The 19,635-nt window shown below is 72.4% G+C and carries 16 protein-coding genes; 9 read left to right on the forward strand and 7 right to left on the reverse strand.

The features are described 5' to 3' along the window. Positions 1–28: 28 nt before the first annotated feature. The gene (locus tag IE290_RS28535; protein WP_191247768.1) at positions 29–778 is read right to left on the reverse strand and encodes a 3-hydroxybutyrate dehydrogenase; all 750 of its coding nucleotides are present in this window, start codon (positions 776–778) and stop codon (positions 29–31) included. A gap of 123 nt (positions 779–901) precedes the next feature. Here IE290_RS28535 and trxA point away from each other — a divergent pair, with 123 nt between their 5' ends. From trxA to IE290_RS28550, 3 genes are read left to right on the forward strand one after another with little or no spacing between them, the layout of a single operon-like run. Next, the gene (gene trxA / locus IE290_RS28540; protein ID WP_191247769.1) at positions 902–1,270 is read left to right on the forward strand and encodes a thioredoxin; all 369 of its coding nucleotides are present in this window, start codon (positions 902–904) and stop codon (positions 1,268–1,270) included. 39 nt (positions 1,271–1,309) lie between these two features. After that, positions 1,310–2,167 carry a coiled-coil domain-containing protein gene (locus IE290_RS28545; RefSeq protein ID WP_191247770.1) on the forward strand — a complete coding sequence of 286 codons (858 nt, stop codon included), beginning with the start codon at positions 1,310–1,312 and terminating at the stop codon, positions 2,165–2,167. A gap of 60 nt (positions 2,168–2,227) precedes the next feature. Next, on the forward strand, positions 2,228–3,013 hold the full coding sequence (locus IE290_RS28550; protein ID WP_191247771.1) for an SAM-dependent methyltransferase: 786 nt from the start codon (positions 2,228–2,230) through the stop codon (positions 3,011–3,013). On the opposite strand, the gene IE290_RS28555 is transcribed toward IE290_RS28550, so the two are convergent. Next, positions 3,010–3,798: an ABC transporter ATP-binding protein gene (locus IE290_RS28555; protein WP_191247772.1), complete on the reverse strand. Its 789-nt coding sequence runs from the start codon at positions 3,796–3,798 to the stop codon at positions 3,010–3,012. The two genes, IE290_RS28550 and IE290_RS28555, sit on opposite strands and share 4 nt — an antisense overlap. Before the next feature lie 62 nt (positions 3,799–3,860). On the opposite strand from IE290_RS28555, the gene IE290_RS28560 reads away from it, so the two are divergent. Continuing rightward, on the forward strand, positions 3,861–4,763 hold the full coding sequence (locus tag IE290_RS28560) for a LysR family transcriptional regulator (protein WP_191247773.1): 903 nt from the start codon (positions 3,861–3,863) through the stop codon (positions 4,761–4,763). On the opposite strand, the gene IE290_RS28565 is transcribed toward IE290_RS28560, so the two are convergent. Both IE290_RS28565 and IE290_RS28570 read right to left on the reverse strand, forming a co-directional pair. Beyond that, complete coding sequence (locus tag IE290_RS28565) at positions 4,691–5,203, reverse strand: nitroreductase family protein (RefSeq protein ID WP_191247774.1); 513 nt, start codon at positions 5,201–5,203, stop codon at positions 4,691–4,693. The genes IE290_RS28560 and IE290_RS28565 overlap by 73 nt on opposite strands. 265 nt (positions 5,204–5,468) lie before the next feature. Next, entirely contained in the window at positions 5,469–6,686 is a 1,218-nt protein-coding gene (locus IE290_RS28570; RefSeq protein ID WP_191247910.1) for a Glu/Leu/Phe/Val dehydrogenase dimerization domain-containing protein, read from the reverse strand. A gap of 225 nt (positions 6,687–6,911) precedes the next feature. Here IE290_RS28570 and IE290_RS28575 point away from each other — a divergent pair, with 225 nt between their 5' ends. After that, positions 6,912–7,832 (forward strand): LysR family transcriptional regulator, encoded by a 921-nt coding sequence (locus IE290_RS28575; protein ID WP_191247775.1) that lies wholly within the window; start codon positions 6,912–6,914, stop codon positions 7,830–7,832. A gap of 8 nt (positions 7,833–7,840) precedes the next feature. Here IE290_RS28575 and IE290_RS28580 read toward each other — a convergent pair whose 3' ends face one another. Together IE290_RS28580 and IE290_RS28585 are read right to left on the reverse strand one after the other, a co-directional pair. Then, positions 7,841–8,224 (reverse strand): STAS domain-containing protein, encoded by a 384-nt coding sequence (locus tag IE290_RS28580; RefSeq protein ID WP_191247776.1) that lies wholly within the window; start codon positions 8,222–8,224, stop codon positions 7,841–7,843. A 65-nt stretch (positions 8,225–8,289) separates the two neighbouring features. Further along, positions 8,290–12,801 carry a HAMP domain-containing protein gene (locus tag IE290_RS28585; protein ID WP_191247777.1) on the reverse strand — a complete coding sequence of 1,504 codons (4,512 nt, stop codon included), beginning with the start codon at positions 12,799–12,801 and terminating at the stop codon, positions 8,290–8,292. A 146-nt stretch (positions 12,802–12,947) separates the two neighbouring features. Between IE290_RS28585 and IE290_RS28590 the strand changes: the two genes are divergently transcribed. Both IE290_RS28590 and IE290_RS28595 read left to right on the forward strand, forming a co-directional pair. Further along, positions 12,948–15,218 carry a SpoIIE family protein phosphatase gene (locus IE290_RS28590; RefSeq protein ID WP_191247778.1) on the forward strand — a complete coding sequence of 757 codons (2,271 nt, stop codon included), beginning with the start codon at positions 12,948–12,950 and terminating at the stop codon, positions 15,216–15,218. Between the two features lie 19 nt (positions 15,219–15,237). After that, a complete protein-coding gene (locus IE290_RS28595) occupies positions 15,238–16,110 on the forward strand; it encodes a sigma-70 family RNA polymerase sigma factor (protein WP_191247779.1) in 873 nt (290 codons plus the stop codon). On the opposite strand, the gene IE290_RS28600 is transcribed toward IE290_RS28595, so the two are convergent. After that, positions 16,104–16,721, reverse strand: coding sequence for a histone deacetylase (locus IE290_RS28600; protein ID WP_191247780.1), 618 nt, complete (start codon positions 16,719–16,721; stop codon positions 16,104–16,106). The two genes, IE290_RS28595 and IE290_RS28600, sit on opposite strands and share 7 nt — an antisense overlap. Positions 16,722–16,820: 99 nt before the next feature. Between IE290_RS28600 and IE290_RS28605 the strand changes: the two genes are divergently transcribed. Together IE290_RS28605 and IE290_RS28610 are read left to right on the forward strand one after the other, a co-directional pair. Then, entirely contained in the window at positions 16,821–17,231 is a 411-nt protein-coding gene (locus IE290_RS28605) for a VOC family protein (protein WP_191247781.1), read from the forward strand. 45 nt (positions 17,232–17,276) lie between these two features. After that, on the forward strand, positions 17,277–19,625 hold the full coding sequence (locus IE290_RS28610) for an acetyl-CoA acetyltransferase (protein ID WP_191247782.1): 2,349 nt from the start codon (positions 17,277–17,279) through the stop codon (positions 19,623–19,625). The last annotated feature ends 10 nt before the right edge of the window (positions 19,626–19,635 follow it).

Here is a 19,635-nt window from a genome sequence, read left to right on the forward strand (position 1 = left end):
AACACTCCTTTGTGCCGTGGCGGAAACGTCAGGCGGCGGTCCAGCCGCCGTCGAGGGGCAGGGAAATCCCGGTGATGTGCCCGGCCGAGGGGCCGCACAGCCAGCGCACGGCGTCGGCGACCTCGGCCGGGTCGATGAGCCGCTTGATCGCGGCACGCCGCAGCAGGACCTCGCCCAGGATTTCGTCCTCGGGGCGTCCGTGCGCGGTGGCCTGGTCGGCGATCTGGTCGCGCACCAGCTGGGTGTCGACGTAGCCCGGGCTGACGCAGTTGCTGGTCACCCCGTGCGGCGCGCCTTCCAGGGCGACCACTTTGGACAGTCCTTCGAGCGCGTGCTTGGCCGACACGTAGGCGGACTTGAAAGCGCTCGCGCGCAGGCCGTGCACGCTGGAGAGGTTGACGATCCGGCCCCAGTTCTGCGCGTACATGTGCGGCAGCACCCGGCGGATCAGCAGGAACGGCGCGGTGACCATGACCGCGTGCATGCGGGTGAACACCTCGGGCGGGAACTCGGTCAGCGGCGCGACGTGCTGGAAGCCGGCGTTGTTGACCAGGATGTCGACGTCGGCGGGCAGGGTGTCGATGCTCGACGGGTCGGCGAGGTCCGCGGTGTGCGCCCAGCCGCCGGTCTCGCCGGCGACGCGTTCGGCCGCGCTCGCGTCGATGTCGACCGCGTGCACCTTCGCCCCGGCCTCGGCCAGGGCGTGCGCGCAAGCGCGTCCGATCCCGCTGCCGGCGCCGGTCACCAGCGCGACCCGCCCGTCCCAGTAGCCACTCATGGCGACAGACGGTAAGCGGCCGGGAGCGGGAAGCCTATGTGCGCGATCGCCACAAGTTCCGCCGAGCCTGTGGTGGGTGAACCTACCCGGAATAGGTGACCCCGGGGCCGTGTTGCACCCCGTATGGCGACGGTAACGCTGACCAAGGACAACTTCGAAGAGGTCGTCAACTCCGACGGCATGGTGCTCGTCGACTTCTGGGCGGCCTGGTGCGGGCCGTGCCGGATGTTCGCGCCCGTGTTCGAGGGTGCGGCCGACCGGCACGACGACATCGTGTTCGGCAAGGTCGACACCGAGGACCAGACCGAGCTGGCGCAGGCCTTCGGCATCCAGTCGATCCCGACGCTGATGGCGGTGCGCGACGGTGTCGTGCTCTACGCCCAGCCGGGCGCGCTGCCGGAGCAGAGCCTGGAAGAGCTGATCGGCAAGCTGCGCGAGGTCGACATGGACCAGGTGCGCGCGGAGATCGCGAAGCAGCAGCCGGCCGAATGACGGTTTGCCGGTGGTAGCCGGCGAGCCGATGATGGAGGCATGACGCCCCGGGGGTTCGACGCGGTCGCCGATGAGCTGTACGCGCTGCCCCGGGACGAGTTCACCGCCGTCCGCACCGAGCGGGCCAAGGAGGCGAAGGCCCGTCAGCCGGACGTCGCGAAGCGCATCACCCAGCTGCGCAAACCGACCGTCGCCGCGTGGCTGGTCAACCAGGTCAGCCGACGGCACCCGGACGAGATCGGGCAGCTCGCCGACCTGGGTGCGCGGTTGCGGACCGCTCACCAGAAGCTGGCTGGCGACGAGCTGCGCACGTTGTCGCGGCAGCGCAACGAGCTGATCCGCCGGTTGAGTGGCCGCGCGGGCGGCGTGGCCGGGGAGGCCGGGGTGCCCTACAGCGACGTGGCGATGCGTCAGGTCGAGGACACCTTCGAGGCGGCGGTGTCCGATCCGGACGCCGCGGCGGAAGTGGCCGCGGGACGGCTTTCGGTGGCGTTGTCACCGTCCTCTTCGGAGGATTGGCTGGCGGCCGCGCTGGCCGCGTCCCCGAAGCGCAAGACGGCCCCGCCACCGCCGGCGAAGAAGAAGCCCGCGCGACGGGACCCGGAGGCCGAACGCCGCCAGGCCGCGCTCGAGGAGGCCCGCGAGAAGGCCGCGGAGGCGGACGCCGCCCGCGAGCAAGCGCAGCAGGCGCTGGACGAGGTGAGCGCCCGGGCGGAAAAGGCCGCGGCGCGGGTCGCCGAGCTGCGCGAACAGCTGGACGAAGCCACACGCGAAGAGCGAGCGGTGCGCAAGGAACTCACCGCGGCACGCAAGGCGGCGACCGCGGCGGACAAGTCGGCCGACGAGGCGCGGCGGCAGGTGGCGGAGATGGAGTCGTTCGGCAAGAAGCGACGCTAGCCCGGCCGTTGACCGGCGTGCAAGACTGGCCGCACGCAGCCGGACGGGTGGTGGACGCCGATGACATCCCAGCAACGCACCAAGGCGACGGCCGCGGGTGTCTACGACTGGTACCTCAACGGGCACCACCACCTACCGTGCGACGCCGAGGTGGCGATCGCGGCGCAGAAGGTGTTCCCGCTGGCCGGGCAGGTCGCCCGGTACAACCGCGAGTTCCTGCAACGGGCGGTGCGCTGGATGATCCAGCAGGGGATCCGCCAGTTCCTGGACATCGGCTCGGGCTATCCGGTGGCGGGCAACGTGCACGAGATCGCCCAGGGGTACGCGTCCGGCACCCGGGTCGTTTACGTCGACCTGGACCCGGACACGGTCCGGGTCAGCAACGAGCTGCTCGCCGATGACCCGAACGCGATCTGCCTGCGGGGCGATGCGCGGGAGCCCGAGGACATCTTCGCGCGTGCCACGCTGCTGGACTTCGCCAAGCCGGTCGGGTTGCTGCTGGTGTCCGTGCTGCCCTTCGTCCCGGGCGACGTGGTCCCGCTGGTGCGGCGTTACGTCGAGCGGCTCGCGCCGGGCAGCTACCTCGGCCTGACCCACATCACGCTCACCGAGGACGAGCAGGCCCGGCGGCGCCAGTCCGAGGTGACGCAGACCTACAACGCGAACGTGCAGCAGAACGTCACGACGCGCTCCCCGGAGGAGGTGCTGGAACTGTTCGACGGGACCGAGCTGGTGCCGCCGGGCCTGGTGCACGCCACGCACTGGAACGCCCCGCGTGGCTACCTCCCGGCCCCCGACGACCAGGCGAGCGCCGTGCTACTCGGCGGCGTGGGGCGGGTTCGTTAGACCATCGGCTCGGCGCGGGCTGTCCACCGGCCCTCGGTGCGGGTGATGCGCACCGGGTGGTCGAAGCACTTGCTGATGTGGTCCGTGGTCACCACGTCATCCGCCGGGCCGGACGTCAAGCACTGGCCCTCCCGCAGCAGCAGCGCGTGCGTGGTGCTCGCGGGCAGCTCCTCCAGGTGGTGGGTCACCAGCACGGTCGCCAGCGCGGGGTGCTCCCGCCGCAGTCTGTCCACACTGGACAGCAGCTGCTCGCGCGCCGCCACGTCCAGGCCCGTCGCCGGCTCGTCGAGCAGCAGCAGCCGCGGCGCGGGCATCAGCGCGCGGGCGATCAGCGCCCGGCCACGCTCGCCCTGGGACAGCGTCGGCCAGCGGGAGTCGCGCTGGCCGCCCAGTCCGAGCATGCGGATCAGGCGCTCGGCGCGCTCCCGCTCCTCCGCCGTCGGCTGCCAGCGCGGCACCAGCTCGGTCGTGTTCGTCAGCCCGGTCAGCACCACCTCGAACACCGACAACGGCGAGGTCAGCGGGTGACGCGGGTTGACGTGCCCGAGGAACGACCGCAGCTTGCGCATGTCCACCCGCCCCAGCCGGTGCCCGAGCACGTCGACCGTCCCGCGCGTCGGGTGCGTGACCGCCCCCAGCAGCCCGAGAAGCGTGCTCTTGCCGGCCCCGTTCGCGCCGAGCAGCGCCCAGTGCTCGCCCTCGCGCACCGTCAGCGAGATCGACCGGAGCAGGTACCGGCCCTCGCGGACGAGATCGACATCGCTCACCTGCAGCACGGGCGTCATGATCCGCACCGTACCAACTCCTCAGACGTCTGATGAAAACGGACATCCGATAACCTCCCGGAATGGATCGGGTCGAGACGCGAGAACTCGCCTACTTCGTCGCCGTCGCGGAGGCCCTGCACTTCGGCCGCGCGGCGGAAGGGCTGGGACTGGCCCAGCCGGCTCTGTCGAAGGCCGTGCGGTCGCTGGAACGACGGCTGGACGTGACCCTGTTCGACCGCACGAGCAGGCGCGTCGAGCTCACCCCGGCCGGTGAGGTGCTGCTCGACGAGGCGCGGAAAGCGCTTGCGGCCGTCGCCGCGGCGGCCCGCCGCACCCAGCGCGCCGGCCGCGGCGTGCCCTACCTCGCCCTGGCCGCGAAACCCGGTGGCGACGCGGGTCTGCTGCCCAGGATCCTGCGCCGGTACGAAAGCGATCCCGCCGCGGTGCCGGTCGAACTCGTGACCGCGCACGAGGACCGGGTCTCGCTGCTGCGGGACGGCCGCGCCGACCTCGCGCTGCTGCACACGCCCTTCGACGACGCGGCCGGCCTGGAGACCGCGGAACTGCGCGCCGAGCCGCGAGCGGCCCTGCTGCCGCCGGACCACCGCCTCGCGCAACGGGCGATCCTGCAGCTCAGCGACCTGCGCGGGGAGCCGGTCGGCCGCTGGGCCGGCTATCCCGACGACGGTGGTGTCGAGGTCACCGACCTGGCGAAGCTGCTGCGGGTGACCTCCCGCGGCCGGGCCATCGCGCTGCTGCCGCGGTCGGTGCTGGACACGCTGGACCACAACCTGGTCACGGTCCCAGTCGTGGACGCCGCCCCGGCCCGGTTGCTGCTCGCCTGGCCGCAAGGCACCAACTCCCCCGCGGTCTCCGCGCTGGTGCGGGCGGCGCGGGAGGTGGCCGCGGGCTACCGCTCGGTGAAGAGCTCGGACAGGTCCTTGCGGCCGGTCGGGATGGCGGAGCGGCCGCGCGGTCGCTGACCCGGCCAGCCCAGGGCGAGCGCGTGGTGTGCGCGCCACGGGTGCCCGTGCCCGGTGAGCGCGGCGGCTGCGACGGCGTTGGCCTCGGGGTACAGCGAGACCGGGCAGCTGCCGAGACCCGCGAGGTGCGCCGCGACGACGAGCGTCTGGCACACCCGGCCGAGGTCGAACTCGGTGTCGTGGCCGGCTTCGGAGTCGGACAGCAGGACCAGCGCGACCGGGGCGGCCGCGAGCGGCAGCGCGTACTGCCCGAGGCGGGCCAGCGCGCGGCGCAGGCCGGGGTCGGTGACCGAGACGAACCGCCAGGGCTGGCGGTTGCGGGCCGACCCGGTCCAGCGCGCGGCCTCGACCAGGTCCGCGACGAGGTCCCGCGGCACCGGCCGTTCGGCGAACACGCGGGTGGCGCGGATGGCGGAGAGCGTGCGCAGCGGATCGTCCATGCCAGGAGAGTGCCACGAGGGTGAAAAGGGACCTTCGGCCCTGGATCCGGGGCGGGCGATTCAGGCACGGTGGTACCAGACCCCGAGGTGCCCGGGCACTACGAGGTCGAGGCCCTACGGTCCCGCCGACGGCGGCTCCGAAGGCCGCAACCGCCGATTGGAAAAGCGGACCTGGTTCACCTCCCCGTCGGCGAACCAGGCCGCGCAACGTGTGCACACACGCCGAAGGGCCCTCCGCGAGGCAGCGAAGGGCCCTTCAGCGTGTTCAGGGAATCACCACCCCGGCATCCCCCGCGGCCAGGCGCGCCGCACGGTTCGCCGCCGCCAGTTCCTCCGCCGTCGTGCGTGGCGGGACGCCGTCGGCCAGCCAGGCAGCCAGCAGCAGCGCCACTTTGGACCGCATCTCCGTCCGCAGCCGGTGGAACGAGTCGACCGGGTCGGCGCCCACCTGGCCCAGCAGCAGCCACCACGCCCACGCCGCGGCGCCCGCGTTCGCCACGAAGTCCGGGATCACCGGGATCGCGCGCGCGACGAGCATGGCCTCCGCCTCGGGAGTGGTCGCCGCGTTGGCCGCCTCCACCACGACCTTCGCCGCGACCTGCGGGACGTTGTCCGGCGTCAGCGCGTAGGAGATCGCCGCCGGGACGAAGATGTCCGCCTCGATCCCGACCACCGCCTCCCGCGGCAGCTGCCGGACCGCCGCGGGCAGCCGCGACCGGTCCACCTCGCCGAACCCGTCCCGCAGCTCCAGCAGCGCCGGGACGTCCAGCCCGGCCGGGTCGTACAGCGTCCCGGCCGCGTCGGCGACCGCCACCACCCGCATGCCCGCCTCGTGCAGGTACCACGCCGCGCCGCCGCCCATGGTGCCGATGCCCTGGATCGCCACGGTCGTCGCGGCCGGCTCCCAGCCCCAGGCGCCCGCCGCGCCCAGGCACGCCTGCGCCACGCCGTACCCGCCGACCACGTCGCCGAGCAGCAAACCGCCCGGCACCGGCGCGTTCAGCCCGGCGTGCACGCGGCGCAGGGTCCGCGCCGGATCGGGCGAGCGCCGGATGGCCGCGTGGTAGGACTGCTCGAGGCCGAGCCGCTCGAAGACCTCGTCGATCAGGTGCTGCGGCACCCCGAGGTCCTCGGCGGTCACCCAGTGCGCGTCCAGCCACGGGCGCATCGCCTGGCAGAACCGCTCCAGCACCCCGACGGCCCCCGGGTCCTTCGGGTCGAAGTCGATCCCGCCCTTCGCCCCGCCCACCGGCAGGTCGAAGGTCGCGGTCTTGGCGGCCATCCCGCGGGCCAGGTCCTCGACCTCGGACAGCGTGCAGCCGGCGCGCATCCGGGTGCCGCCGGTGGCCAGACCGGAGACCAGCGTGTGCACCACGAGGTAGCCGTGGGTGCCGGTGACCGGGTCGGTCCAGGTCAGCCGCAGCATCGGCTCCTGCGTGCGCGGGAGCGTCCGCTCGACGGCGAGCCCCCGCGGGTCCTGCATCGTGGTCAACTGTCCCCTCCAAGCCTGTCGCCGATTCCGGGCACAGCACAGCCCGCCTCCGCCACGGCGTGGTGGCTTCGGTTCGCCGGTCTGAGTGGAATCGGGAGATCCATTCCCGCTGACCACCAGGGTGCGGCAGGGGCGGCGGGGACGTCCAGTTAGGGATCATGCACGGTTCCGTTCACGTTCCCTGCACAGCGGGTGATCCTTACCTACGCTGGCCCCATGGAGCTTTCGCTGCACCGGTTGCGGATGCTTCGGGAGCTGCACCGCCGCGGGACCGTCACGGCGGCCGCGGCGGCCCTGCACTACACGGCTTCGGCCGTCTCGCAGCAGCTCGCGCAACTGGAACGGGACGTCGGGGCCAAGCTGTTCGAGCGGCTCGGCAGGCGCGTCCAGCTGACCGAGCTGGGCGTGGTGCTGACCGAGCACGCCGAGGAGATCCTCAAGTCCGTGGAACGGGCGACGATGGCGCTGGAGGAGGCGCAGGAGGGCGTCACCGCGCGGTTGACGGCGGGGGTGTGGGCGTCGGTGGCGTCCGGGTTGCTGCCGTTCGCGTTGTCCGCGCTGGCGAAGGAGCACCCGGGGATCGAGGTGCGCACCAAGGAGCTGGCACCGGAAGAGACCGCGGGCGCGGTGCGGGACGGCGCGCTGGACTTCTCGTTCGTCATCGACTACTCCGACTATCCGATGCCGTGGGACCCGGCGCTGACGCGGGTGGTGATCGCGGTCGAGCGGCTGCACGCGGCGGTGCCGCGCGGGGCGGTGCCGGCGAACACGGTGAGCCTGACGGAGCTGGCCGAGCACCCGTGGATCCTGGCCGGGCCGCGCTCGCACTTCGGCCGGGCGGTGCGGCTGGCCTGCCAGCGGTACGGGTTCGAACCGAAGATCAACCACGAGGTCGGCGAGCAGGCGACCGCGCTGGCGATGGTGGCCGCCGGGCTGGGCGTGACGCTGGTGTCGGACCTGGGCCTGTCGCTGCGGCCGCCCGGGGTGGACATCGTGGCGCTGACCGAGCCGCCGATGCGCACGGTCTCGATCGCGCACCGCACGGCGTCGGCCCGCCCGTCGCTGCAGCTGGTGATCGACGCGGTCCGCGCGGCGGCGGCGGAGCAGGGGCTGGGCGCGGCAGCACCGCTTCCGTGACCGGCTGCTCAGCCGGCCAGCGCGTCCTCGCACGTCGGGTAGAGCGGGAACTCCTCGTCCAGGCCCACGACCTCCATCGCGCGCAGCACCACCGGGTCCGCGGCGGCCAGCCGGATCGGCAGGTCGTCCCCCGCGGCCTGCCGGACGGCGACCAGGGACGCCATGCCGGCCGAACCCAGGAACGTCACGCCGGTCAGGTCGAGCACCAGCAAGGACGGGTGTTCGCGCAGGGCCCGGCTCGCCGCGTCGTCCAGCCGCGGCGTCGTCAGGAGGTCGAGTTCGCCGCTGACCTGGACCACGACGGCCTCGCCGCGGCGTTCGACGGCCACCGCCAGCCCGTCGACGGGATCGCCGGCCGGGTCGCGCGGGTTGAGTGGATCGGGTGCCTGCACGCACCCATCCTCCACTGCCGCGAGCCCGGGCGGAACTCCTCCTTCGCCGGATCCGCCTCGGCGGGTCAGGCACGCACCTCCGGCAGCCACCGCCGCAGGCAGTCGAGTAGTTCCTGCGCGTCGACCGGTTTCGTCAGGTAGTCGCTGGCCCCGGACGCGAGCGCCTTCTCCCGGTCGCCCTGCATGGCCTTCGCGGTGACGGCGATGATCGGCATGTCGGCGAACCGCGGGATCTCCCGGATCGCCGCGGTGGCCGCGTAGCCGTCCATCTCCGGCATCATCACGTCCATCAGGACCAGTTCGATGTCGTCCTCGGCCAGCAGCGTGTCGATGCCCTTGCGCCCGTTCACCGCGTGCCGCACGTCCAGCCCGTAGCTCTCCAGCGCGCCGCGCAGCGCGAACACGTTGCGCGGGTCGTCCTCCACGATCAGCACCTTGTGCCCGCGCAACGGCTCGTGCACGGACCGGTCGCTGCCGGGCCGGGTCGGCGACGGCAGCGGCCGTGGCTGGGTCAGCGGGATGACGTCGTCCGGCTGATCGGCGGACAGGTGCAGCGCGATCCGCTCCCGCAGCTCGTCGAGCGAGGGCAGCAGCTCCAGCGGCTGCATCGCCGCGCGGGTCTGCACCAGGGCTTCCTGCTCCGGGGTCAGCTTGCGGGACGGGTGCGCGAGCACCGGCACCGACCGCAGGTCGGGGTGGTCGGCCAGCGCGTCCAGCACGGCGAACGCCCCGCCCTCGGGCAGGCTGAGGTCCAGCACGACGCAGTGGTGCGGGCGGCTGAGCAGCACGTTCGTCGCCTGCTCGGCCGTGCTCACGGTGGCGACGGTGACCGTGCCGTGCGTGTCGGCGAGGTCGGCGGCAGCGCTGCTCGCCAGCAGCGACAGCAGACCGGTGCCGGCCGCTTCGACGACCAGGACCTGCCGCTTGCCGTGCGTCTCACGGGAGTTCTCACGCTCCGGGACGGCCTGCTCGGTCTCGGCCGCCGCGGGTGCGGGCACGCTCTCGGCACGGCCCAGCGGCAGGAACAGCGTGAACGTGCTGCCCTCGCCGAGTTCGCTCTCCGCGCGGATCTCCCCACCGAGCCGGTAGACCACCTCGTTGCTGATCGACAGCCCGAGCCCGGTGCCGCCGTAGCGGCGGCTGGTGGTGCCGTCGGCCTGCTGGAACGCGGCGAAGATCGCGCTCAGGTTCTCCTTCGCGATGCCGATTCCGGTGTCGGTGACCGCGAACGCGACCACCGGCCCGCTCGTGCCGGGCGGCAGCTCCTCCTCGCGGGCCATCCGCACCCGCAGCTCGACCCGCCCGTGGTCGGTGAACTTGACCGCGTTGGACAGCAGGTTCCGCAGCACCTGCCGCAGCCGCTGCTGGTCGGTCACCAGCTCGCGCGGCACGTCCTGGTCGGCGGTGACGGCGAAGGTCAGCCCCTTCTCCGCGGTCAGCGGCTGGAACGTCGCCTCGACGTAGTCCAGCAGCTGGTTCAGCGCGAACGGCTCCGGGTGGATGTCCATCCGCCCGGCCTCCACCTTGGACAGATCGAGGATGTCGTTGATCATCTGCAGCAGGTCCGACCCCGCCGAGTGGATCACCTCGGCGTACTCCACCTGCTTGGCGGTGAGGTTGCGGCTGGGGTTCTGCGCGAGCAGCTTCGCCAGGATCAGCAGGCTGTTCAGCGGTGTGCGCAGCTCGTGCGACATGTTGGCGAGGAACTCGGACTTGTACTTCGAGGCGAGCGCGAGCTGCTCGGCGCGCTCCTCGATCTCCCGCCGGGCCTGCTCGATCTCGGTGTTCTTCACCTCGATGTCGCGGTTCTGGCGGGCCAGCAGCGCCGCCTTCTCGGCCAGCTCGGCGTTCGAGCGCTGCAGTTCCTCCTGCTGCACCCGCAGCTCGGCGGCCAGCCGCTGGGACTCCTCGAGCAGCGAGTCGGTGCGCGAACTCGCCACGATCGTGTTGACGTTGACCCCGATCGTCTCACCCAGCTGGTCCAGCAGGTCACGCTGCGCCTGCGTGAACCGCTCGAACGAGGCCAGCTCGATCACCCCGAGAGTGCGGTCCTCGAACAGGATCGGCAGCACGACCAGGTTGACCGGCGGCGCCTCGCCCAGGCTGGAGGAGATCCGCACGTACCCGGGCGGGGTCTTGTCCACGATGATCGGCCGCCGGGTGCGGGCCGCCTGCCCGATCAGCGTCTGACCCAGCTCGACCTCGGTGCGCAGCTCCTCGGTGGAGTGCGCGCCGTAGCTGGCGATCAGCCGCAGCCGGGTGCTGCCGTTCTGCCCGCTCGCCAGGAAGAACGTGCCCTGCTGCGCGTTGACCAGCGGCACCAGCTCGTCCAGCACCAGCTCGGCGACCGTGGCCAGGTCGCGGTGGCCCTGCATCAGGCCGGCGATGCGGGCCAGGTTGGTCTTGAGCCAGTCCTGTTCCTGGTTGGCGTGCGTGGTCTCGCGCAGCGACCGCACCATCGAGTTGATGTTGTCCTTGAGCTCGGCGACCTCGCCCTGCGCCTCGACCGAGATCGACCGGGTCAGGTCGCCGGTCGCCACGGCGCTGGCGACCTCGGCGATCGCCCGCACCTGGCGGGTCAGGTTCCCGGCCAGCTCGTTGACGTTCTCGGTGAGCCGCTTCCAGGTGCCGGACACGCCCTCGACCTCGGCCTGGCCGCCCAGCCGTCCCTCGCTGCCCACCTCGCGCGCCACGCGGGTCACCTCGGCGGCGAACGAGCCGAGGGTGTCCACCATCGTGTTGATCGTCGTCTTCAGCTCGAGGATCTCGCCGCGCGCGTCCACGTCGATCTTCTTGGTCAGGTCGCCGTCCGCGACCGCCGTGGTCACCTGGGCGATGTTGCGCACCTGGTTGGTCAGGTTGTTCGCCATCGAGTTGACGTTGTCGGTGAGGTCCTTCCACGTGCCGGCCACGTTGGGCACGCGGGCCTGGCCGCCGAGGATGCCCTCGGTGCCCACCTCGCGAGCCACGCGCGTGACTTCGTCGGCGAACGCGCCGAGCGTGTCGACCATCGTGTTGATCGTGTCGGCCAGCGCGGCGACCTCGCCCTTGGCCTCCACGGTGATCTTCTTCGACAGGTCGCCCTGCGCCACCGAGCTGGCCACCTGCGCGATCGAGCGCACCTGGCTGGTCAGGTTCGAGGCCATCACGTTGACGTTGTCGGTCAGGTCCTTCCAGGTGCCGGACACGCCGCGGACGTTGGCCTGGCCGCCCAGGTTGCCGTGCGTGCCGACCTCGCGGGCCACGCGCGTGACCTCGTCCGCGAACGCCGACAGCTGGTCGACCATCGTGTTGATGGTTTCCTTCAGTTCGAGGATCTCGCCGCGCGCGTCGACGCGGATCTTCTGCGACAGGTCGCCCTTCGCGACCGCGGTGGTGACCTCGGCGATCGAGCGCACCTGGTCGGTCAGGTTGGCGGCCATGACGTTCACCGATTCGGTGAGCGCCTTCCAGGTGCCGGACACGCCCTTGACGTCCGCCTGACCGCCGAGGCGGCCCTCGGTGCCCACCTCGCGCGCGACACGGGTGACCTCGTCGGCGAACGCGGACAGCTGGTCCACCATCGTGTTGATGGTGTTCTTCAGCTCCAGGATCTCGCCGCGCGCGTCGACGGTGATCTTCTGGGACAGGTCGCCGTCGGCGACCGCGGTGGCCACGGAGGCGATCGAGCGCACCTGATCGGTGAGGTTGCCCGCCATGAAGTTCACCGAATCGGTGAGCGCCCGCCACGTTCCGCCGACCCCGGGCACCTGCGCCTGACCGCCGAGGCGGCCGTCGGTGCCCACCTCGCGCGCCACCCGCGTCACCTCGTCGGCGAACGAGGAGAGCTGGTCCACCATCGTGTTGATGGTGTTCTTCAGCTCCAGGATCTCCCCGCGCGCGTCGACCATGATCTTCTGCGACAGATCGCCGCGCGCCACGGCCGTGGTCACCTGAGCGATGTTGCGTACCTGATCGGTGAGGTTCCCGGCCATGAAGTTCACCGAAGTGGTGAGGTTCTTCCAGGTGCCGGACACCCCGGGGACCTCCGCCTGGCCGCCGAGGATCCCTTCGGTGCCCACCTCGCGCGCCACGCGCGTCACCTCGTCGGCGAACGAGGACAGCTGGTCCACCATCGTGTTGATGGTTTCCTTCAGCTCCAGGATCTCGCCCTGGACGTCCACCGTGATCTTCTGCGACAGGTCGCCCTTCGCGACCGCGGTCGCCACCTGCGCGATGTCGCGCACCTGAGCGGTCAGGTTGCCCGCCATCGCGTTCACCGAATCGGTGAGATCCGCCCAGGTCCCGGACACCCCCGGCACGCGCGCCTGGCCGCCGAGCTTGCCCTCGGTGCCCACCTCGGTCGCCACCCGCGTCACCTCGGAGGTGAACACCGACAACTGGTCGACCATGCCGTTGAAGACCGCGGCGATCTCGTCCATCAGCTCGTCGCCCACCTGCGGCAGGCGGGTGCCGAAATCCCCGTCGCGCACCGCGGTGAGCCCGGCCAGGAGTTGCTGCAGCCGCGGATCGGCCAGCTCACGCTCGCTGCCCCGGCCCGCGTCCCGCTTGGGCTGGGCAGTCCGGATCTCCGCCATCAGCGCACTCCGATTTCGTGAGGCCCTACCGATCGCCCTTGCGGACAATCACCGCAGAAGAGGAATCTACTGGTAGCGCGGGATGTATCCCAGCGCCACTTCACTAGACTCGTTTTCGTCCGCCCACCGCGACCGAGGGGCTTGAGGTGACGGCCCAGCACCCGCCGCAGACCAGCGACCTCGATCCGCGGGTCGCGAGGCTGGCCGCCGTCGTGGAGTGCCAGCAGCAGGAGATCGAGCGGCTGCGGGCGGAACGGGACGGCCGGCTGCTCGTCCCGCTCGCCGAAGGCGTTCTCGTCGAACGGCTCGGCTACTCCCCCGGCGAAGCCGCCACGCACCTGGCCGACCTCGCCGCGCGGACCGGGATCTCGGTGGCGGAGCTGGCCGCCGACCTGGTCGCGGGCGCTGTGCGGCCACCGCGGTCCCCGGTCGCCGTGCCCGGCGCCGCGCCGGACTTCGCTCGGCTGCCCGGCGGTAACGCGGAGAGTTCCGCCCTGCTGGAGGAGGTCCGGCGCACCGCGGACGCCGTCGCGGTCGCTCTGTGGCAGGTGCAGCCGGACGGCGCGCTCGGGCTCGTCGCGCACACCGGGCTCAACCTGCTGGACGCCAGCCGCTGGCGGCACCTCCCGGTGCTGATGGACTGCCTGCCGCAGCGGGCGGCGCGGGAACGGCGGCCGCACTGGTTCCCGGAGGCGGAACTCGCCCCCGCGGTGCCCCTGCTGGCCGACGGTCATCGCGGGGCGCGGGCGGTGGTCCCGGTGACCACCTCGCGCGGCATCGCCGGTGTCGTGGAGTTCGTCTGGGCCGCGCCGCTCCCGGACTTCCCGCCGGAGCAGAAGCGGCGGCTCACCGCGCTCGCCGCGCTGTGCGGGCGGGAGATCATGCTCAGCACGCAGCCCGCCGGGGCGCTGCCGTCGACGGTGGGCCTGCTGGACTCCGCCCTGTTCGCCCGGCCGCGCACGGACGAGTCCGGGCAGGTGGCCGACTTCGAGATCGCCCAGGTCGGCGAGGACTTCGCGGATCCGCACGGGCGCCGCGCGGCAGACCTGATCGGGCGCGGGCTGACCCGGACGTACCCGCTGCTGTGCGCCTACGGGCTGGCCGAGCGCGCGGTGGAGGTGCTGACCACCGGGGCGTCCGCGCAGCTCGGACCGATCCCGCTGGTCGCGCGCACCGGCGGCACGGCCACCCCGGCGATGGTGGACGTGCGGATCACCCGGTTCCTGGACGGGGTGCGGATCGGGCTGACCGTCGGCCACGACGACCACCGGCTCGCGCAGCTGCTGCACAACCTGCAGCACATCGCGCGGCTGGGCAGCTGGGAGCACAGCGTGCTCACCGGCGAGATGGCGTGGACCGAGCAGACCTTCGAGCTGTTCGGGCTGCCGGCGTCGGCGGGGCCGGTCACGTGGGACGAGCTGTGCACCTACGTCCACCCCGACGACCTGCCGATCCTGGAGCTCTTCCAGACCACGCTGCTGGCGGGGGAGGAAGCGGCGACGGTGTTCCGGCTGATCCGGCCGGACGGCACGCACCGGCAGATCCGCGCGCACGGCGAGCCGGTGCTGTCCGACAGCGGTGAGCTGGTCGCGGTGCGCGGGATCTACCAGGACCTGTCGGCGCAGTACCAGAGCCAGGTGGCGCTGAACGCGACGCGCGACCGGCTGGCCGACACCGAGCACGAGGCCCAGCGGCAGAACCGGATCGCGCGGGAGCTGCAGCAGGTGATCCTGCCGTCGGCCGCGCGGCCGGTGGAGATGGACGGCCTCGAGGTCGCCGTCCGGTACCGGCCGGCGGAGCAGGAGCACAAGGTCGGCGGCGACTGGTACGACGCGACGGTGCTGCCGGACGGGCGGATCCTGCTGGTGATCGGCGACGTGGCCGGGCACGGGATCGGCGCGGCGACCGGGATGATCGCGTTGCGCAACGCGCTGCGCGGGCTGGCCGTGACCGGGGCCGGCCCGGGGCAGCTGCTGGACTGGCTGAACACGACGACGTTCACGGTCAACCGGGGCGTCACCGGCACCGCCTTGTGCGGGCTGTACGACCCGGACAGCCGGACGCTGACCTGGGCGCGCGCCGGACACCTGCCGCCGATGCTGGTGCGTGACGGGGTGGCCGAGCAGCTGCCGCTGCCGCGCGGGATCCTGCTCGGCGCGCGGCCGAGCGCCCGGTTCGAGGAGCGTGTGCTGCGGCTGCGGCCCGCGGACACGCTGATCCTGTTCACCGACGGGCTGATCGAGCGGCGCGGGGTGCTGCTGGACGACAGCCTGGACAGGCTGGCGGCCGCCGCCTGCCACGCCGGGGCGGACGTGGAGCGGATCACCGACCAGCTGCTGGCCGAGGCGACCTCCGACACCGAGGACGATTCGTGCCTGATCGTGATCCGCATCTGTCCGCCGGTCACATCGGCGTGACGGGATCCGTCAGAGCGGTATGACCGAGAACGAGTGGCTGGCCGAGCGGTTCGAAGCGCACCGGGCGCACCTGCGCGCGGTGGCGTACCGGATGCTGGGTTCCCTGACCGAGGCCGAGGACGCGGTGCAGGAGGCGTGGCTGAAGCTGAGCCGCAGCGACGCCGGCGAGGTGCGCAACCTGGGCGGCTGGCTGACCACGGTGGTGGGCCGGGTGTGCCTGGACATGCTGCGGTCGCGGACGTCGCGGCGCGAGGAGTACCCCGAGCGCCTGCCGGACCCGATCATCGCCCCGGAGGACGGTGCGCACCCCGAGCACCAGGCGCTGATCGCCGATTCGGTCGGGCTGGCGCTGCTCGTCGTGCTGGACACGCTCGACCCGGCGGAGCGGCTGGCGTTCGTGCTGCACGACATGTTCGCGCTGCCGTTCGACGAGATCGCCCCGATCGTGGACCGCACACCCGCGGCAGCCCGTCAGCTCGCGAGCCGCGCGCGGCGGCGCATCCAGGGCAGCCCGACGAGGCCGGACGGCGACGTGGCCCGGCAGCGCGAGGTGGTGGACGCGTTCTTCGCCGCGGCGCGGGACGGCGACTTCGCCGCGCTGGTCAGCGTGCTGGACCCGGACGTGGTGCTGCGCGTCGACGCGGCTTCGCTGCCTGCCGCGGCGTCCCGCCTGGTGCACGGCGCCGAGGCCGTGGCCGGCCAGGCGCTCACCTTCCGGCAGTCCGGACAGGGCGGGCAGCCGGTCCCGGTGCTGGTCAACGGCGTCGCGGGCCGCCTCATCCTGCGCGACGGCCAGCCCCAGACGCTCTTCGCGTTCACCGTGGTGAACGACCTCATCGCGGCGATCGACATCATCAGCGACCCCGAGCGCCTGGCGGAGCTGGCCTACTGAGCCAGCAACCCGACCACCTCGTCCGCCGACCAGAACCCCGCCACCCCGCGTAGGCCGCACAGGTACTCGGCCACGCGGGGCACCGGCCACCCGTGCGCCTCCCGCAGCCCCTCCCCCAGCATGCGCAGGTACACCGCGGACGGCGGGTTCCACGGCACCTCGTCCGCCGCCCACGGGGCCGTGAACGTCAGCACCGGGAACCCCTCGAGGTCGCCGACGTACAGCAGCGTCTCGTACCGTCCCGGGCCCAGCACGTCGCGCCCGGCGGACAGCACCGTCGACAGGTCCAGGTCACCGTCGGGGGCCCGGTACATCTCCTGCGCCGCCAGGTCCGAAAACTGGCCCAGCGTCAGCAGGTACGCCCGCCCGGCCGCCATCCCGGGCAACGCCGGGTCGTAGAACGCGCGCCCGCCGCCCCACGTCGCGGATTCCGTCGCGAAGTACACCCCGCCGGGCATCGAATGCGCCACCACCCGCTCCGGCGGACGGGGATCGCGGCACCCGGGACAGGACCGCTGCCCGCCGGGCGGGGTGCCGCCCTCCAGGTAGTACCGCAGCCGCCCGGCGTGCAGGTTCGACCCGTAACCCACGTACCAAACCGACCCGGCCACAGCCCGATTCTGGCGAAGTTTTTCCTACCCCGCAGGGTGTTGTCGCAGGCAGGGCGGTCTGCGAGGATGGACCGCCTCGCGATGGAGGGAGATCCGGACATGGCTTCGCGGCTCAATCCGTACGTCAGTTTCGCGGGCGACGCCCGTCAGGCGATGGAGTTCTACCGGCAGGTCTTCGGCGGCGAGCTGAACCTCAACACCTTCGGCGATTTCGGCGGCATGGAGGGCGCCGACGCGGACAAGGTCATGCACGCGATGCTCGAGACCGACCGCGGCTTCACACTGATGGCCTCGGACACCCCGCCGGGCATGGAACACCAGCCCGGCAACAACATGTCGATCAGCCTGAGCGGCGACGACGCCGCCGAGCTGCGCGGCTACTGGGACAAGCTGTCCGACGGCGGCACCGTCACCGTCCCGCTGGAGAAGCAGATGTGGGGCGACGAATTCGGCGCGTGCGTGGACCGGTTCGGCGTCTCGTGGATGGTCAACATCTCACAGAGTTCGTGATCCGCAGCTGATGATCGGGAGGTCGCCGCCGGGTTACCGTGCGGTATGACCTCTCTCGATCACCGGACGCCGGTCCTCGTCGGCGTCGGCCAGGCGTCCGAGCGCATCGACGATCCCGGCTATCGCGGGCTGTCCGCGGTCGAACTCGCGGCCGCGGCGGCCCGGGACGCCCTCGCCGACACCGGCGCCGACCCCGGTGCGGTCGCGAAGGCCGTCGACACCGTCGCGGGCATCCGGCAGTTCGAGATCTCCACGCCGATCTCCCACTCGCCGCTCGGCCGGTCGGACAACTTCCCGCGCTCGGTCGCGAACCGGATCGGCGCCGCGCCGGCCCGCGCCGTCCTGGAGGTCACCGGCGGCCAGTCGCCGCAGCACCTGGTCACGGAGCTGGCCGGGACGATCGCCGCGGGTGGCGCCGAGGTCGCGCTCGTCGCGGGCGCGGAGGCCATCTCCACGGTCCGGCACTTCCAGCAGGCCGAGGACAAGCCGGACTTCACCGAGCACGTCGACGGCGACCTGGAGGACCGCGGGTTCGGGCTGAAGGGCCTGGCCAACCGGCAGATGCTGGCGCACGGTCTGATCGAGCCGACCAGCCAGTACGCGCTGTTCGACAACGCCCGCCGCGCCCGGCTCGGCCTGTCCCGCGAGGCGTACGCGCTGGCGATGGGCGAGCTGTTCGCGCCGTTCACCAAGGTCGCCGCCGCGAACCCGCACGCCGCCGCGCCGGTGGAGCGCGACGCGCGCGAGCTGGCGACGCCGTCCGAGCGCAACCGCCCGATCGCCGACCCCTACACCCGGTTCCTCGTCGCCCGCGAGCAGGTCAACCAGGGTGCCGCGGTGCTGATGATGTCGGTGGGCGCCGCACGGCGACTCGGCGTGCCCGAGGAGAAGTGGGTCTTCCTGCACGGCCACGCCGACCTGGAGGAACAGCCGCTGCTGGAGCGCGAGGACCTCAGCGGCTCCCCCGCCGCGGTGCTGGCGGTGCGGCACGCGCTGGAGGTCGCCGGCATCGGCGTCGAGGACCTGTCCACGATCGACCTCTACAGCTGCTTCCCGATCGCCGTGTTCGCCGTGTGCGACGGGCTCGGACTGGCCCCGGACGACCCGCGCGGCCTCACCGTCACCGGCGGCCTGCCGTTCTTCGGCGGCCCGGGCAACAACTACTCGACCCACGCGATCTGCGAGACCGTCTCGCGGCTGCGCGCGCAACCGGGCGCGTTCGGCCTGGTCGGCGCCAACGGCGGCATGCTGTCCAAGTACTCCGCCGGGGTCTACTCGACGACCCCCGCGCAGTGGCGGCCCAGCCGCAGCGCGGAACTGCAGGCCGAGCTGGACGCCCGCCCGACGGTGCCGACCACGGTGCACCCGGACGGCTGGGCCACGCTGGAGACCTACACCGTCCAGCACGCCGCGGGCACCGCCGTGGTCGTCGGGCGGCTCGACGACGGCCGTCGCTTCCTCGCGTCCACGAAGGACGAGGAGACGCTCGGCCGCCTGCTGGAGGGCGAGCCGATCGGCAGCAAGATCCACGTGCGCTCGTTCGGGTTCGGCAACCGGGTCACGCTGACGGCCGAGCGGATGGACGAGCTGTTCCCGCCGCGCCGTCCCGGTTTCCGCGACGACTACGAGCACGTGCTGGTCCGCCGCGACGGGCACCTGCTGGAGGTCACCATCAACCGCCCGGACTCGCGCAACAGCCTGCACCCGCCGGCCAACGCCGAGCTGGAAGAGGTGTTCGACGCCTACTTCGCCGACCCCGACCTGTGGGTCGCGATCATCACCGGCGCCGGCGACAAGTCGTTCTCCGCGGGCAACGACCTCGTGTACTCGGCCAGTGGCAAGCCGATGTGGGTGCCCAAGACCGGGTTCGGCGGGCTGACCAGCCGCGAGTCCCTGCCCAAGCCGGTGATCGCGGCGGTCAACGGGTTCGCGCTGGGCGGTGGCTGCGAAATCGCCCTCGCCTGCCACATCGTGGTCGCCGACGAGACCGCGCAGTTCGGCCTGCCCGAGGTGCGGGTCGGCCTGGTCGCCGCCGCGGGTGGCCTGGTGCGGCTGCCGCGCACGGTGCCGCCGAAGGTCGCCAACGACATGATCCTCACCGGACGGCGCCTGTCCGCCGCGGAAGCCGAGTCCTACGGCCTGGTCAGCCGGGTCGCCCCGGCCGGGCAGGCGCTGACGGTCGCGCGCGAGCTGGCCGCGGCGATCCTCGAGGGTTCGCCGACCTCGGTGCGCACTTCGCTGCGGATCATGGCGGAGGCGGACGGAATCGCCGACACCGTCGAAGCCGTCCGGTATCCCTCACCGGCGCTCGACGAACTCCTCGTCAGCCAGGACGCGTTCGAAGGGCCGGCGGCCTTCGCGCAGAAACGGAAGCCGGTGTGGCGAAACCGCTGACACCGGCGGT

It is taken from the genome of Amycolatopsis deserti (assembly GCF_014653945.1).
GTDB lineage: Bacteria > Actinomycetota > Actinomycetes > Mycobacteriales > Pseudonocardiaceae > Amycolatopsis_E > Amycolatopsis_E deserti.

What these genes read in the sequence shown, in the direction of transcription:
- IE290_RS28610 (WP_191247782.1), top strand. Translation starts at nt 17,277, where the DNA reads ATGACCTCTCTCGATCACCGGACGCCGGTCCTCGTCGGCGTCGGCCAG.
- IE290_RS28575 (WP_191247775.1), top strand. Translation starts at nt 6,912, where the DNA reads ATGGAGCTTTCGCTGCACCGGTTGCGGATGCTTCGGGAGCTGCACCGC.
- IE290_RS28565 (WP_191247774.1), bottom strand. Translation starts at nt 5,203, where the DNA reads ATGGACGATCCGCTGCGCACGCTCTCCGCCATCCGCGCCACCCGCGTG.
- IE290_RS28595 (WP_191247779.1), top strand. Translation starts at nt 15,238, where the DNA reads ATGACCGAGAACGAGTGGCTGGCCGAGCGGTTCGAAGCGCACCGGGCG.
- IE290_RS28605 (WP_191247781.1), top strand. Translation starts at nt 16,821, where the DNA reads ATGGCTTCGCGGCTCAATCCGTACGTCAGTTTCGCGGGCGACGCCCGT.
- IE290_RS28555 (WP_191247772.1), bottom strand. Translation starts at nt 3,798, where the DNA reads ATGACGCCCGTGCTGCAGGTGAGCGATGTCGATCTCGTCCGCGAGGGC.
- IE290_RS28535 (WP_191247768.1), bottom strand. Translation starts at nt 778, where the DNA reads ATGAGTGGCTACTGGGACGGGCGGGTCGCGCTGGTGACCGGCGCCGGC.
- IE290_RS28545 (WP_191247770.1), top strand. Translation starts at nt 1,310, where the DNA reads ATGACGCCCCGGGGGTTCGACGCGGTCGCCGATGAGCTGTACGCGCTG.
- IE290_RS28550 (WP_191247771.1), top strand. Translation starts at nt 2,228, where the DNA reads ATGACATCCCAGCAACGCACCAAGGCGACGGCCGCGGGTGTCTACGAC.
- trxA (WP_191247769.1), top strand. Translation starts at nt 902, where the DNA reads ATGGCGACGGTAACGCTGACCAAGGACAACTTCGAAGAGGTCGTCAAC.
- IE290_RS28560 (WP_191247773.1), top strand. Translation starts at nt 3,861, where the DNA reads ATGGATCGGGTCGAGACGCGAGAACTCGCCTACTTCGTCGCCGTCGCG.
- IE290_RS28585 (WP_191247777.1), bottom strand. Translation starts at nt 12,801, where the DNA reads ATGGCGGAGATCCGGACTGCCCAGCCCAAGCGGGACGCGGGCCGGGGC.
- IE290_RS28570 (WP_191247910.1), bottom strand. Translation starts at nt 6,686, where the DNA reads ATGCAGGACCCGCGGGGGCTCGCCGTCGAGCGGACGCTCCCGCGCACG.